This is a genomic window from Pantoea sp. Fr-CA_6, assembly GCF_024520895.1.
GTDB lineage: Bacteria > Pseudomonadota > Gammaproteobacteria > Enterobacterales > Enterobacteriaceae > Pantoea > Pantoea agglomerans.
Window position 1 is genome coordinate 113,901 of record NZ_JALNPO010000001.1, and the last position, 14,011, is coordinate 127,911.

Genomic DNA, 14,011 nt, shown 5'->3' on the forward strand with positions numbered 1-14,011 from the left:
AACCGGCGCGCATCCGATGATGGGGAGTGAGAGTGCGGACTACTGCGCGAGGGATTCCAGCTTATCTTTAAACGAGGTGACCGAAATCGCGCGGTTATCAGCCAGATAGCGATCTTTCGCTGCCGGTGCTGAGCTTTGTACCGCGATTAACTGCCAGCCTTTATCGCTATTGAGCAGCAGTGGCGAACCACTGTCACCTGGCAGGGTGTCACACTGATGCGACAACACGGCGCGCTGCGCCCAGCCGGTGATCAGGCAATCGCTGTGGGAGTAAAGCGTGTCCAGATGATCAGCCGGATAGCCCGCCTGCGTCACTTTGCGTCCGGTCAGCTTCAGCGCCGCAGTGAGATCGCTGCGTGAGCCATCGAACAGCGGAATAGGCGTAATCGCTGAGGGCGGATTGCGTAAAATCACGATGCCGTAATCATAGGGGGCTGCACTGCTCGGCACGATCCAGCCTTCACCATCCGCTTTTAACTTTGACGCCAGCGAGGGTTCAACCCGCGCATCAATATCATGAAGCTCGTAGCGCCAGCCTTTATCGCTGGCCATAAATCGCAGCGCAACCGGCTTATCGAAATTACCCGGCGGGGCAAGCAGGCAGTGTCCGGCGGTCAGCGCCAGATGCGGAGAGATGAGTGTGGCAGTACAGAGGTTGCCGCTTTCGGTTTCCAGCTGACCAATGGCATCCCAGGGGGCAGCGGTAATATCGGTGATTGCCTGGCGATGATCCTTACCGAAAAACAGCATCTTAATTTCAGCAGGAGTAGGCGAGTCATCGTCATCATCGGCATGAACCGTGGTGGCAAAGCTGAAGAGTCCAACCATTAACAGGGTAGCCAGGCGCATAGAAATCTCAATGGCGAGAAAAAATTAACGTTATTGTTATTACGTAAGTACGGTAACTATAGTCGGTGAGCGTTGAAAAAGGGAGTTTTATTGGTTAATCAGTACGCTACAGCGGTTAAACAAAAAAGCTTGCTGCAACAATGCCACACAGGATCATCACCAGCAGAATAATTTCGAAGCGATAGCGACGCACCATATCATCCACTCCAGTAAAGAAACACCCGGCAGAACCGGGTGTTTTTAATCATCATCTCGTGGCCGTGCGCTGAAGGCGACCTTAGTTTTTAGCTGCTGGTTTCACAACTTTTTTGTGGTGAACTTTTTTAGCAGCCTGAGCTTTCTGTGCAGCTGGTTTAGCTACTTTTTTGTGGTGAACTTTTTTAGCAGCCTGGGCTTTCTGAGCGGCTGGCTGAGTGGCTTTTTTGTGGTGAACTTTTTTAGCGGCCTGGGCTTTCTGAGCAGCTGGTTTAGTGACTTTTTTGTGGTGAACTTTTTTAGCGGCCTGGGCTTTCTGTGCAGCAGGTTTTACCGCTTTTTTATGGTGAACTTTTTTAGCAGCCTGCGCTTTCTGCGCGGCATCTTTTTTCACAGCTTTTTTGTGGTGTTTCTTAGCAGCCTGCGCTTTCTGAGCCGCTTTATGGTGTTTCTTGTGCGCAGTTTTGTGAACGGTTTTAGCCGGTGCTGCAGCGGTAGTAGTGGTTGTTGCGGCTGGCGCAGCAGCTGGAGCAGCTGTGGTGTCAGCAGCGAAAGCAACAGAAGACATACCCATAGCAGCGGCGACAACCAGTGCAAATAATTTTTTCATTGCAAATCCCTCGAAGACTATTTTTTCATGTGTAGCCCACTGCGGGGCCGGTGAAGAGACTATAGGGATATCAATGAACGGTGTCCGTGGGTGTTTGGTATCGGCGTGTAACCGATTGTACAAAGGCGGGAAAGGGCGGTCAGCTGACCGCCCGAGAGCTTAGCTATTCAGGTAACGTTGTTCAAGGTGCTGGCGGAAGAAAGCCGGATTCAGCGCTTCGCCGGTGGCGTTGATCAGCAGCTGATCGGTAGAGAAACGGCTGCCGTGCTGCCAGATGTTCTGTTGCAGCCAGTCGAATACCGGCTGCAGCTCACCGTGCTGAATCAGCTCGCTGAGCTGAGGAATCGCAAGATGTACCGAGCGGAACAGCTGTGCGGCGTACATCGCGCCCAGCGTATAGGTCGGGAAGTAGCCAAAGGCGCCGTCGGTCCAGTGGATATCCTGCATACAGCCATCGCGGAAGTTACCCCGGGTATCCAGACCCAGCGACTGCATCATTTTCTCATCCCACAGCGCCGGGATATCCTCAACCTCAATCTCGCCTTCAATCAGCGCCTGCTCGATTTCATAACGCAGAATGACATGCGCCGGATAGCTGAGCTCATCGGCGTCAACCCGGATCAGGCCAGGCTTAACCTGCTGGGTCAGGCGTACAAAATTATCCGCCTGCAGGGCAGGCTGGTCGCCAAAGGTGGCGATCACCTGCGGCAGAATGCGCTGCAGGAATTCGCGGCTGCGACCAAGCTGCATCTCCATAAACAGGCTTTGTGATTCGTGGATAGCGGTGGAGCGCGCCAGCGCCACCGGCTGACCGCGCCACTGCTGCGGCAGATTTTGCTCATAGCGGGCGTGGCCGGTTTCGTGGATCACGCCCATCAGGGCGCTGAGAAACTCATTCTCGTTGTAACGGGTGGTAATACGCACATCTTCCGGCACGCCACCGCAGAAGGGATGCGCACTGATATCCAGCCGGCCATGGTTGAAGTCGAAACCCAGCGTTTCCATGATGCTCAGGCCGAGCTGACGCTGAGCAGGCAGGGCGAACGGCCCCTGCGGCGTGACAACAGTCTGTTGCGCCTGTTTTTCCACGACCTGCTGTAACAGATCGGGCAGCCAGGTTTTCAGTTCGCCAAAGGTTTCATCCAGCCGGGCGCGGGTCATCCCCGGTTCATAAAGATCCAGCAGCGCATCGTAACGCGAGCTGCCAGTGGCGTCGGCGCGGCGCTGGGCCTCTTCGCGGCTCAGACGCACCACCTCTTTGAGATTGGCGGCGAAGCCCTGCCAGTCGTTGGCGGGACGCTGAGTGCGCCATGCATGTTCACATACCGAACCGGCGATTGATTTGGCTTCTACAAAATCATCAGGCAGCAGGGTGGCCTGCTGGTAAGCGCGCTGCATCTCGTTGAGATTGGCCCGCTCAACATCGTTGAGTGACTGCTGCTCTGCGGCCCTGAGCCACTCACCAACCTGAGGGGCAGTGAGGATCTGGTGCTGCAACACGCTCATTTCGGCCAGCGCTTCACCACGCGCCTGACTGCCGCCCGGCGGCATGGTGGTTTGCATGTCACATCCGGCGATGGCCGTGACGTGACTGAAACGGGAAAGGCGCTGGAACGTCTTGGTAAGTTGTTGATACGCTGAGGTCACGTAAGACTCCTTGTGGTTTTTAACGCAGCGGAATTTCCCGCAAGGTTAGATCAACCGGCCAGCAAAAGCGAACGCTGGCGCCGCCCAGCGGACTGGATTCAATAGTCACATTGCCGCTCAGCGCCTGGGCAATAGAGTGCACAATCGCAAGTCCCAGTCCGCAGCCGCCTGTAGCGCGATCGCGGCTGGGGTCCAGCCGGACAAAGGGTTCGAAAACCCGCTCACGCTCTTCAGGCGGAATGCCGGGACCGTCATCTTCCACCTGCAGACATCCTATCGGACCGTCGAACCACAAACTGACGCGCAGCCGCTGTTGCGCATAACGCAGCGCATTGTTGACCAGGTTATCCAGTACCCGCTCCATCAGGCGGGTATCAGAAATGCCGATGTTTTCACGCTGCGGCAGCTCAAGGTCGAGCCGCACGTCGGGATTGATAGTGCGGAAATCGTCAAGCCGTTCGCGCAGCCAGTTGGCCAAATCCAGTGTTTTCAGATTGAGATCGACGCGCGGCCGATCAAGACGCGCATAGGTCAGCAGCTCCTCAATCAGGCTTTCGAGCTGGCCGATGTCGCGATTCAGCGCCACCCGTTCGCCATCCGTGAGGTTGTCGCTCATCTCCAGCCGGTAACGCAGGCGCACCAGCGGTGTGCGCAGCTCATGCGCAATACCGTCTATTAGCTGCTTCTTACTGGCGACCAGCGTATTGATGTTCTCAGCCATCTGGTTAAAGGCGATGCCGAGCCGGAACAGGCTGGAGGTGCTGTCGAAATGGGTGCGCACGTCCAGCTCGCCACGGCCAAAGCGCTGAGCCGCTTTTTCCAGTCGCTGCATCTCCTGCCAGTGGGGGCGCAGCCAGATAAACACCGGCAGCGCCAGCGACATCCCTATAAAGATCAGCAGGGCAATATCCAGCAGTCGCATCTGATGCAGATAGAAGAGATAGGGAATCGGCCCGACTGACAACACGTAGTGGCTACGCGGAATGTGCTGCAAAAAGGTGTATTGATCGTCGAGCGCCACGATCTCTCCGGCGCGCAACCGACGCATGTTGCCTTCATCAAGCTGATATTTATTCATCGGCTCGATGTGCAGGTCGAACGACAGGCCGAGATCGAGACTCTTGATGGTTTTATTCCAGTCACGCGGCGGGATCTCGCGCAGTTCGCTGCGGATCAGGTAGAGCGAACTGGCCATCAGGTCATTCATTGACTGGCGGCCCGCACGTTCAGCGGTGAACTTGTAGACCAGCCCCACCAGCAGCGCCATCACCAGAAAGCAGACAAACAGCAGCAGATAAAACTGAATAAAAAGCTTTCTCATAGTCCGCGGGTATCCCAGGCCTGGGGCGCAAACAGATAGCCTTTGTTACGAATGGTTTTAATGCGGAACGGCTCGGTGGCGCTGTCGTGCAGCTTTTTGCGCAACCGGGAGATGGCCACGTCGATGCTGCGGTCAAGGCCGTCATAGCTGACCCCGCGTAACGTTTTCAGCAGCGCATCACGGTTGAGCGTCTGGCCCGCATGGCTGGCGAGTACCCACAGCAGATCGAAATCCGCGGTGGAAAGGGCGATCTGCTCGTCAAACAGCGTGACCTGGCGGTTCAGCGCATCGATGGTCAGCGAGCCAAAACGCAGCATACGGTTGGCGGCGGGTGCGCTGGGCGCATCGTCCGGCTGTCCCTGCTGCGACTGACGCAGATGAAGGCGCAGGCGGGCCAGCAGTACCGCCGGCGGCGTGGTTTTCAGAATGTAATCCTGCGCACCCATCTCCAGGGCCAGAATATGGTTCATGTCGCTGTCCAGTGAGGTGAGCAGCACGATCGGCCCCTGCCAGTTGGCCCGCAGGTCACGGCAGATAGTCATGCCATCTTTGCCTGGCAACATGATATCCAGCATCACCAGATCGGGCTGCTGTTCGGCAATGACCGCTTCAGCACGGTCGCCGCGCATCTCGACAATCACCTCAATATCATGACGACCCAGATAGGCCGCAATCAGTGAGCCCACTTCGGGTTCATCTTCTACATAAACAATTTTGTTCATAGTTCACAAAGCAGAGACAGGGATGGACGGAAGCATATCTTTTCCTGGTCCTGAGCTCTACGTTACCGCACGAAATATCCGTGGCTTGCTGGTATATAACCGGCAAAATGTGCAATCATTAGCGCGGCCTTTTTGCGCCAGGTTTGGGATATTGATGATTATCATGAGGAGCGTTAGTGTGTCTGATAAAGAGCTGGCATCAGCCATATACCCCGACCGCATCTGCTTCAATTACAGTGACTTTCTCTCCGCTTCCTGCAAAAAGCGCTGGAGCTTCGTCGATGCTATTTATGGTGTGATGCCGATATTTGGCATGGTGACACGTAAATCGGCACACCGCTTACAGGGCAGTGACGACCCGTTAAAAGAATTAGCATTACAAATCATTTCTACTCAGGTCAGCGACGAAATTAATATCGCGCGCCTGATTACCCTTGCGGAACAACAGCAGATTAGTCGCTTCGATATTCAGCTTCCTTATCCGCTTTCGGCGGAGCAGCTGGACGCGATCCATCATGAATATTCCAGGCCGCTGAATCTGACACAGCAGGATGACCTGCTGTGTGTCTCAATACCTGTGCAGTCACACTGAGAACCTCTCCCATCAGGCTATCTGATTTCTCAGTCTGAACCTGGGCAGTGCTCACCATCCTCACGTACTGTCTGTACGCCTGGTTGCTCCGCGCTGGCCGGGTTCGCACTGCCTGCAGCCATTACGCCTGCCGGGCCAGGCGCTAAGTCGTCAGCTGCCACACGGCGGGCAGCGTCGCGGCAATCAGCAATCCCATTGCAATCCGCTCCAGCGAAGTCAGCGCAAACTCTGCGCGGCCACCGCGTCGTGCAAACAGAAACAGCAGCAGGCCCGGTGTATAGAGCACCACAGACATCATCAGGTGCAATGGCCCCGAGGCGTAAAGCAGCCAGATGCCATAGAGGCTGGCACCGATACCGGTCGCCATCGCCAGCGGTTTATGCTGTCCGCGGACCACTTTGATCAGATATAACCCCACCAGCAGATAGGGCACCAGAATCATCTCAGAGGCGATGGTCAGCAGGTTGTTGTAGTTCGCACCGGTCAGGGCAATCAGGATCAGGCAGAGCTGAATACTGCCGTTGGTCAGCCACAGTGAGGCGGCTGGCGCGTTATGGCGGTTTTGCCGGGCGATACTGCGTGGAAATGCACCCTGTTGCGCGGCAATCAGCGGCACTTCAGCGGCCATAATCGTCCAGCTCAGATAGGCACCGCACACAGAGATAACCAGACCCACCGCAATCACCGCATCGCCCCAGTTGCCCATCAGTCGTGTCATCAACCCCGCCATGGAAGGGTTACGCATCTCAGCCAGTTCAGCGCGCGGAACCACGCCAAGCGACAGCAGTGTCACCAGCAGATAGACCAGCAGCGCTGCCAGCACGGCGAATAATGTAGCCCGGCCCACATCCTTTTTCTGGCGCGCGCGTGCAGAGACCACCACCGCCCCCTCGACGCCGATAAAGACCCACAGGGTAATCAGCATGGTCTGCTTAACCTGCTCCCATAGCGGTTGTCCCAGCGTGACGCCGGAAAAGTCAAAGCGGAAGCGATCATAGTTGAACGCCATCACCGCCAGCACAATAAACAGCAGCAGCGGCACCAGCTTGCCGAGCGTCGCCATCAGATTAATGCTGGCAGCGGTCTGCACGCCGCGCAGCACCAGCCAGTGAACCAGCCACAGCAGCACGGATGCACCCAGCATCGCCTGCCAGGTGTTGCCATCGCCAAAGATAATCCGGTCCGGCGTATCGGTGAAGAAGCTCAGGGCAGAGAAGACAATCACCAGATAGGAGACGTTGGCGATCACGGCGCACAGCCAGTAGCCCCAGGCGGAGCAGAAGCCCATCAGCTCGCCGAAACCGGCACGGGCATAGGTAAAGATGCCGCCATCCAGCTCGGGTTTAAGGCGGGTCAGCAGCAGCATCGCCAGCGACAGAAAGATGATGCCGACGCCGGTAATCAGCCAGCCCAGCAGCAGCGCCGCCGGACCGGCCACTGCAGCCATATTTTGCGGCAGACTGAACACGCCTGCGCCCAGCATAGAGCTGAGCACCAGCGCCGTCAGCGCACCGAGACCTAATTTTTTCTCCAAAACAACCTTCCCGCTAGCATATATGGCTGGGTAAATCGGATTCTGTCGCTGGGTTATGTCACACCAAAGGCACAATACAGGGACAATATCCGGTAAAACAGGCGGAGGATTTTACGGAGTGTGGCAGGGGATGGCAATGCGTGACTATGCAAAACAGCGCAGGAATTATGCAAACAGCAGGGCGGCAGGCGCCGCCCTGAGGAGGATTACTTAAACAGGTCAGCCGTGACGGTCAGGTTACCGCCACTCTGGTTCTGCCACTGACGGGTAACGTGGTAGAACTTGGCACCTTTGTCCGCCGCACGCTTCGCCACTTCTTCTGAAATCTCAGTTGGCGTACCGAAGTGGCCGGTGAAGGTTACGGTATCGAACGGCTGCATCTGAGCAGCAGTAATGGCATTCACTTCCTGCACCGATTTGCCGTTTGGCAGATTAACGGTATAGCGCTTGCCGGTAGAGCTTTGCGTTTCGAAGAAACGGCCCACTTTGTTGCTTGGCGTTTCAGACGAGGCCACGCCTGGAATCTCTACGTTAGCCGCCGCAGCGCCTCCGGTTGCCAGTGCGGCTTTACCTGCTTCTGAATCGGCAGGAATCGCATTTGGTGTCTGCACCGCGCGCTCTTTAGCATCCGCTTTATAGACATAGGCGGTGACATACTGATTGCCGCCGCTGTTGGCATCGATCTGGCGAACGATAAAGAAGGAGGCTGCGCCTTTCTGTTTTGCGGCTTTCGAAATTGCGTCGTTTACATCCGGCTGGCTGGCAAAGAAGCCGCTGACCGAAACGGTATCGAAGGGTTCGAGTTTATACGCTTCTGCTTTTGGCAGTTCGTTTACGCCGTTGAAACGACGGTAAGTCGTTGACTCTGTGGCTGCCGGGGCATCGGCTTTATAGAGGTCAGCCGTAACGCGCCAGTTACCGCTGTTACCGTTGCTGTCGTTGATCGCCTGGATGTAATAAGAGGCCGCGCCCATCTGATCTGCACGCTTAGATACCGCATCGGCAGCGTCGCCAATTGCGTTGAAACGGCCGGTGATATTAATACGTTCGAATGGCTTCAACGCGGCCGCTTTTTCTGGCGTAAGTTCCTGCGCAGCGAATGCGTTGGCTGCCAGCAGGGACAACAGAGTGGTCGCCAGAATAGTGTTCTTCAGCTTCATAAAAATAATCCTTCGCCTTACGCAAAAATGAGTACGAAAACGTGCTGGACTCTTGATGTATAACAGAATAGCCGCTGATTATTGCATGTTATAAACAGACTGTCGCAGCGATTTTTTGTGTCAGATCGCGTTATTCAACCATGATTTTTTCATTTCTTTGTCATCAAACGCAGTTATGGCCAGTTTTAGTGACAGTTACCACTAAAAGCGGTAACTGTTAGCGATAAAATAGTTAATGTATTGTTAAATAAGGGTTTTTGTTGTTGATTAATTCGTCCTGGTACAATTATCTCTGGCAGATTATCTGCCTGTGAGACTATTTTGCAGTGGGATAACGCAGGTTTCTTAACAGAACACTGCATAATTGGGTGAATGTCATCACTCTGCGTGGTCGCTGTAGATCGCTCGTCACATTTTCAGTAGCTTATAAACACTTTGAAATACCTGCGTTTCGTCCAAAAGCGGCTGAAATCGCGTTTCAGTCGCGCTCTCGTGGTGCAGGTTCGGGCCATCATCCTTTAACCGATGAAAGGAAACACTATGTTAATTGGAATACCCAAGGAAAGGTTGCCAAACGAGTCGCGCGTGGCCGCCACGCCTAAGACCGTGGAACAACTCATCAAGCTGGGTTTCAGCGTCACCCTTGAGCATGACGCCGGTAAACGCGCCAGCTTCGATGATGAAAGCTATATCGCAGCCGGTGCCACACTCAGCGACAGAGAGCAGGTCTGGCAGTCCGATATCGTGCTGAAGGTGAATGCGCCGGATGACGAAGAGATTGCGCTGACGCGTGCGGGCAGCACGCTGGTCAGTTTTATCTGGCCCGCACAGAATCCCGAACTGCTGTCAAAACTGGCCGCACGTCAGGTCACGGTAATGGCAATGGATTCAGTGCCGCGTATCTCACGGGCGCAGTCGCTGGATGCCCTGAGCTCTATGGCGAACATTGCCGGTTATCGCGCCATTGTCGAAGCCGCCCATGAATTTGGTCGCTTCTTTACCGGTCAGATCACCGCAGCCGGTAAAGTGCCACCGGCAAAAGTGATGGTGATTGGGGCCGGTGTTGCCGGGCTGGCCGCGATTGGCGCAGCGGGCAGCCTGGGTGCGATTGTCCGGGCGTTTGATACCCGTCCCGAAGTCAAAGAGCAGGTGCAGAGTATGGGCGCCGAATTCCTTGAGCTCGACTTTGAAGAGGAAGCGGGTAGCGGCGACGGCTATGCCAAAGTCATGTCCGAGGCTTTCATCAAAGCTGAGATGGCGCTGTTTGCCAGTCAGGCCAGAGACGTGGACATCATTGTCACCACGGCGCTGATCCCAGGCAAACCGGCTCCAAAACTGATCACCGAAGAGATGGTCGCCAGCATGAAGCCGGGCAGCGTCATTGTTGATCTGGCGGCGCAGACCGGCGGCAACTGTGCGCTGACCGTCGCTGACCAGGTTACCGTCACGCCGAATGGCGTGAAAATCATCGGTTACACCGATCTGCCCAGCCGTCTGGCGACACAATCCTCCCAGCTCTACGGCACCAATCTGGTCAATCTGATCAAGCTGCTGTGTAAAGAGAAAAATGGCGAAATCCAGGTCGATTTCGAAGATGTGGTGGTGCGTGGCGTCACCGTGGTACGCGATGGCGAAGTGACCTGGCCAGCCCCGCCGATTCAGGTCTCCGCCGCACCACAGGCTGCCGCTGCCGCCGCGAAGCCGTCAGAAAAGATTGAGGCGAAGCCCGTTTCACCGTGGCGTAAATATCTGCTGATCGCCCTGGCTATCGTGCTGTTTGGCAGCCTGGCAAACGTGGCACCGGCCGACTTCCTCTCCCATTTTACCGTGTTCGCGCTCGCCTGCGTGGTGGGGTATTACGTGGTCTGGAACGTCAGTCATGCGCTGCATACACCGCTGATGTCCGTAACCAATGCCATTTCCGGCATCATTGTTATCGGTGCGGTCTTGCAGATGGGCCACGGTGGCTGGGTCACCTTTATCTCCTTTATTGCCGTGCTGATTGCCAGCATCAATATCTTTGGTGGCTTCACCGTCACCCAGCGCATGCTGAAAATGTTTCGTAAGGGGTAACACATGTCTGGCGGATTAGTCACTGCAGCCTATATTGTGGCTGCGATTCTGTTCATCTGTAGCCTTGCTGGTCTTTCGCGTCATGAGACCTCTAAGCGGGGTAATATTTTCGGTATCAGCGGTATGGCGATTGCGCTGATTGCCACCATATTTGGCCCGGACAGCGGTAATGTGGTCTGGATCCTGCTGGCGATGGTCATCGGCGGCGCTATCGGCATTCGTCTGGCGAAGAAAGTAGAAATGACGGAAATGCCAGAGCTGGTGGCGATTCTGCACAGCTTTGTTGGCCTGGCCGCAGTGCTGGTGGGCATCAACAGCTATATCGACCATGCGCCTGGCCTGCCAGCGGTGATGGAGAATATCCATCTCAGTGAAGTGTTTATCGGTATCTTTATCGGTGCCGTCACCTTCACCGGCTCGCTGGTAGCATTTGGCAAACTGTGCGGCAAAATCTCTTCACGGCCGTTAGCGTTACCGCATCGTCACAAGCTGAATCTGCTGGCGCTGGTGGTTTCGTTCCTGCTGCTGTTGTGGTTTGTTAACACCAGCAGCACGGCTGTGCAGGTGTTTGCACTCTTGCTGATGACGGTCATTGCGCTGGCGTTTGGCTGGCATCTGGTCGCGTCGATTGGCGGCGCGGATATGCCGGTCGTGGTGTCGATGCTTAACTCCTATTCAGGCTGGGCCGCCGCCGCCGCTGGTTTCATGTTGAGCAACGATCTGCTGATTGTGACCGGTGCGCTGGTGGGGTCATCCGGTGCGATCCTCTCCTACATCATGTGCAAAGCGATGAACCGTTCGTTTATCAGCGTGATCGCGGGCGGCTTTGGTACTGAAGCCAGCAGTGGCGATGAAAGTCAGGAAGCGGGCGAGCATCGTGAGATTACGGCTGAAGAGACCGCTGAGATGCTTAAGGCTTCCAGCTCGGTGATTATCACCCCAGGCTACGGCATGGCGGTAGCGCAGGCGCAGTATCCGGTCGCGGAAATGACTGCCCGACTGCGTGCGCTTGGCATCAAAGTGCGCTTCGGTATCCATCCGGTGGCGGGGCGTCTGCCGGGTCACATGAACGTGCTGCTGGCAGAGGCGAAAGTGCCTTATGACGTGGTGCTGGAAATGGATGAGATCAATGACGATTTCAGTGACACCGACACGGTGCTGGTCATTGGCGCTAACGACACGGTCAACCCGGCGGCGCAGGATGATCCCCGCAGTCCGATTGCGGGCATGCCGGTGCTGGAAGTGTGGAAGGCGCACAACGTGATAGTGTTCAAACGCTCAATGAACACCGGCTATGCCGGGGTGCAGAATCCGCTGTTCTTCAAAGAGAATAGCCAGATGCTGTTTGGCGATGCCAAAGCCAGCGTGGAAGCGATTCTTAAAGCGCTGTAATAAAAAAGGGCGGCTAATCAGCCGCCCTCTCTGTTTCTGAGGAGGATTAATCCTCCTCATCCTCTTCATCATCCAGGTCAATCGGCGATTTGAAATCGTCCGGCTTAAGCGCCAGCAGATCGCAACGCAGATGATCAATCACCTGTTCCGCCGTATTACCGAGGAATGCCGCCGACAGGCCGGTGCGTCCAATCGTTCCCAGCACCACCACACCGGCTCCCAGATGTGCCGCCAGATCGGGGATGACCTCTTCCGGCAGGCCCTTAGCCACATGGGTGAACTCTTCACCAATCGAGAACTTCTGCCGTAGCGCTTTCATTGCCACCAGATGCTGACCACGGATCGCGTCGTTGTAGACGCTGGGATCAAAATCGGGCAGTTCGATAGCAATATTGATAGGGGTAATCGGGTAGGCGCCGACCAGATGCACTTCGGTCTGATTCACCTTTTCCGCCAGGATCACCGTTTCACGAATAAGCTTCTGATTCAGGCCATCGTGATGCGGCTCTTCGCTGGCAAGATTGACCGCGACAATCGCTTTACCGCCTTCCGGCCACGGCTGATCTTTGACCATCCACACCGGACACGGGCATTTACGCAGCAGGTGCCAGTCGGTTGGAGTGAAAATCACTGACTCAAGGCGATCGTGCTGATGCGCCATCTTCAGCACCAGGTCATGCTGATGGGCGAGCACTTCCTGAATAATGGCTTCGTAGGGACGGTTGTGCCAGATCACTTTGATGTCAATTTCGACACCGGCATCAAGATAAGCGCGGGCCTGCTCGCGGATCCATTCGGTACGCTGGCTGATCACGCCCTGGCGCATCGACGCGCGCTCGTCCGGCGAAAGCAGGGTGGTCATCTCATATGAGAAGTCATAGATAGGCAGGAAGGCTTTAATTCTTCCGCCAAGACGTTGATTCAGATAGACCGCACGTCGCAGCGCGGGCTGATCGTCTTGCTGGGCATCAATGGCGACCAGAACATTTTGGTACTGGGACATGAGGCGTTCTCCTTAAACCAGAGCGACTGGAATAAAGATAGCCTATGTTGCACAGCGGAAGAAGTGAAAAAGTTACTGCCGGATCAACAAAATAAGATTTATTGATCCGGCTGAGGATCAGGCGGCCTGGTGGCTCTGACCGGCGAGCTCTTCCAGCAGGGCATGGTTTTCAATCGTGATGTACTTGCCTTTCACCGCCAGCATACCGGACTTCTGAAAACGCCCCAGCAGGCGGCTGATGGTTTCAACCGTCAGGCCCAGGTAATTACCGATATCGCCACGCGTCATAGTGAGGCGGAATTCGCGCTGTGAAAAGCCGCGCTGGCCAAAACGACGGGAAAGGTTCCAGATAAACGCCGCCAGGCGCTCTTCAGCATTTTTCTTCGACAGCAGCAGGATCATGTCCTGATCGCCTTTGATTTCACCGCTCATCAGACGCATCATCTGCTGACGCAGGGCCGGCATTTTGCCGGACAAATCATCAAGCGTTTCAAAAGGGATCTCACACACCATGGCCGTTTCCAGCGCCTGCGCAAAGCTGGGATGGCTGGAGCCCATAATCGCGTCAAAGCCGACTAAATCGCCCGCCAGATGGAAACCGGTGATCTGCTCATCACCCTGTTCAGTAATGGTGTAGCTTTTAATGGTGCCGGAGCGAATCGCATACAGAGACTTGAGTTCATCGCCTGCTTTGAAAAGCGTTTGCCCTTTCTGAATGGGTTTTTTACGCTCAATGATATTGTCGAGCTGATCCAGCTCATGTTCATTTAGCGTAAAGGGGATGCAGAGCTGACTGATGCTGCAATCCTGGCAGTGAATGGCACAACCGCCCGACTGAATACGACGAATGCTGCGTTTTTCAGGGATCATAATGGTTTGCTCGACGATTATTGACTGGGGTCAATTTTAACAT

At 55.4% G+C, this 14,011-nt stretch carries 12 protein-coding genes; 3 read left to right on the forward strand and 9 right to left on the reverse strand.

Annotated features, from left to right (window positions below):
- Window positions 1-39: 39 nt before the first annotated feature.
- The 5 genes from NR201_RS00555 to rstA form a co-directional block, all read right to left on the reverse strand.
- Window positions 40-849, reverse strand: a complete 810-nt coding sequence (locus tag NR201_RS00555; RefSeq protein ID WP_010670211.1) for a serine protease — start codon at window positions 847-849, stop codon at window positions 40-42.
- A 277-nt stretch (window positions 850-1,126) separates the two neighbouring features.
- Window positions 1,127-1,654: an acid resistance repetitive basic protein Asr gene (gene asr, locus NR201_RS00560; RefSeq protein ID WP_072171253.1), complete on the reverse strand. Its 528-nt coding sequence runs from the start codon at window positions 1,652-1,654 to the stop codon at window positions 1,127-1,129.
- A 159-nt stretch (window positions 1,655-1,813) separates the two neighbouring features.
- Window positions 1,814-3,301: a carboxypeptidase M32 gene (locus tag NR201_RS00565; protein ID WP_228312136.1), complete on the reverse strand. Its 1,488-nt coding sequence runs from the start codon at window positions 3,299-3,301 to the stop codon at window positions 1,814-1,816.
- A gap of 19 nt (window positions 3,302-3,320) precedes the next feature.
- Window positions 3,321-4,622: a two-component system sensor histidine kinase RstB gene (gene rstB / locus NR201_RS00570; RefSeq protein WP_010244663.1), complete on the reverse strand. Its 1,302-nt coding sequence runs from the start codon at window positions 4,620-4,622 to the stop codon at window positions 3,321-3,323.
- Window positions 4,619-5,344 carry a two-component system response regulator RstA gene (gene rstA / locus NR201_RS00575; protein WP_010244666.1) on the reverse strand — a complete coding sequence of 242 codons (726 nt, stop codon included), beginning with the start codon at window positions 5,342-5,344 and terminating at the stop codon, window positions 4,619-4,621. The genes rstB and rstA overlap by 4 nt, the downstream gene beginning before the upstream one ends.
- Before the next feature lie 178 nt (window positions 5,345-5,522).
- Here rstA and NR201_RS00580 point away from each other — a divergent pair, with 178 nt between their 5' ends.
- Window positions 5,523-5,936 (forward strand): hypothetical protein, encoded by a 414-nt coding sequence (locus tag NR201_RS00580; protein ID WP_010244668.1) that lies wholly within the window; start codon window positions 5,523-5,525, stop codon window positions 5,934-5,936.
- A gap of 142 nt (window positions 5,937-6,078) precedes the next feature.
- On the opposite strand, the gene NR201_RS00585 is transcribed toward NR201_RS00580, so the two are convergent.
- A complete protein-coding gene (locus tag NR201_RS00585) occupies window positions 6,079-7,470 on the reverse strand; it encodes a basic amino acid/polyamine antiporter (protein ID WP_064704291.1) in 1,392 nt (463 codons plus the stop codon).
- Between the two features lie 206 nt (window positions 7,471-7,676).
- Window positions 7,677-8,630, reverse strand: a complete 954-nt coding sequence (ydgH, locus tag NR201_RS00590) for a DUF1471 family protein YdgH (RefSeq protein ID WP_010244673.1) — start codon at window positions 8,628-8,630, stop codon at window positions 7,677-7,679.
- A gap of 540 nt (window positions 8,631-9,170) precedes the next feature.
- Between ydgH and pntA the strand changes: the two genes are divergently transcribed.
- Together pntA and pntB are read left to right on the forward strand one after the other, a co-directional pair.
- Window positions 9,171-10,703, forward strand: a complete 1,533-nt coding sequence (gene pntA / locus NR201_RS00595) for a Re/Si-specific NAD(P)(+) transhydrogenase subunit alpha (RefSeq protein WP_033757763.1) — start codon at window positions 9,171-9,173, stop codon at window positions 10,701-10,703.
- A 3-nt stretch (window positions 10,704-10,706) separates the two neighbouring features.
- Window positions 10,707-12,095: a Re/Si-specific NAD(P)(+) transhydrogenase subunit beta gene (gene pntB, locus NR201_RS00600; RefSeq protein ID WP_010670206.1), complete on the forward strand. Its 1,389-nt coding sequence runs from the start codon at window positions 10,707-10,709 to the stop codon at window positions 12,093-12,095.
- Window positions 12,096-12,141: 46 nt separating this feature from the next.
- Here the strand turns inward: pntB and uspE are convergent, their stop codons facing one another.
- Together uspE and NR201_RS00610 are read right to left on the reverse strand one after the other, a co-directional pair.
- Complete coding sequence (uspE, locus tag NR201_RS00605; protein WP_010244683.1) at window positions 12,142-13,098, reverse strand: universal stress protein UspE; 957 nt, start codon at window positions 13,096-13,098, stop codon at window positions 12,142-12,144.
- A gap of 117 nt (window positions 13,099-13,215) precedes the next feature.
- Entirely contained in the window at window positions 13,216-13,968 is a 753-nt protein-coding gene (locus tag NR201_RS00610; protein ID WP_010244686.1) for an FNR family transcription factor, read from the reverse strand.
- Window positions 13,969-14,011: the final 43 nt, after the last annotated feature.

Excerpts from the sequence above, each read along its gene's own strand:
- NR201_RS00555 (WP_010670211.1), bottom strand. The coding sequence starts at position 849 with ATGCGCCTGGCTACCCTGTTAATGGTTGGACTCTTCAGCTTTGCCACC.
- asr (WP_072171253.1), bottom strand. The coding sequence starts at position 1,654 with ATGAAAAAATTATTTGCACTGGTTGTCGCCGCTGCTATGGGTATGTCT.
- rstB (WP_010244663.1), bottom strand. The coding sequence starts at position 4,622 with ATGAGAAAGCTTTTTATTCAGTTTTATCTGCTGCTGTTTGTCTGCTTT.
- rstA (WP_010244666.1), bottom strand. The coding sequence starts at position 5,344 with ATGAACAAAATTGTTTATGTAGAAGATGAACCCGAAGTGGGCTCACTG.
- ydgH (WP_010244673.1), bottom strand. The coding sequence starts at position 8,630 with ATGAAGCTGAAGAACACTATTCTGGCGACCACTCTGTTGTCCCTGCTG.
- pntA (WP_033757763.1), top strand. The coding sequence starts at position 9,171 with ATGTTAATTGGAATACCCAAGGAAAGGTTGCCAAACGAGTCGCGCGTG.
- pntB (WP_010670206.1), top strand. The coding sequence starts at position 10,707 with ATGTCTGGCGGATTAGTCACTGCAGCCTATATTGTGGCTGCGATTCTG.
- uspE (WP_010244683.1), bottom strand. The coding sequence starts at position 13,098 with ATGTCCCAGTACCAAAATGTTCTGGTCGCCATTGATGCCCAGCAAGAC.
- NR201_RS00610 (WP_010244686.1), bottom strand. The coding sequence starts at position 13,968 with ATGATCCCTGAAAAACGCAGCATTCGTCGTATTCAGTCGGGCGGTTGT.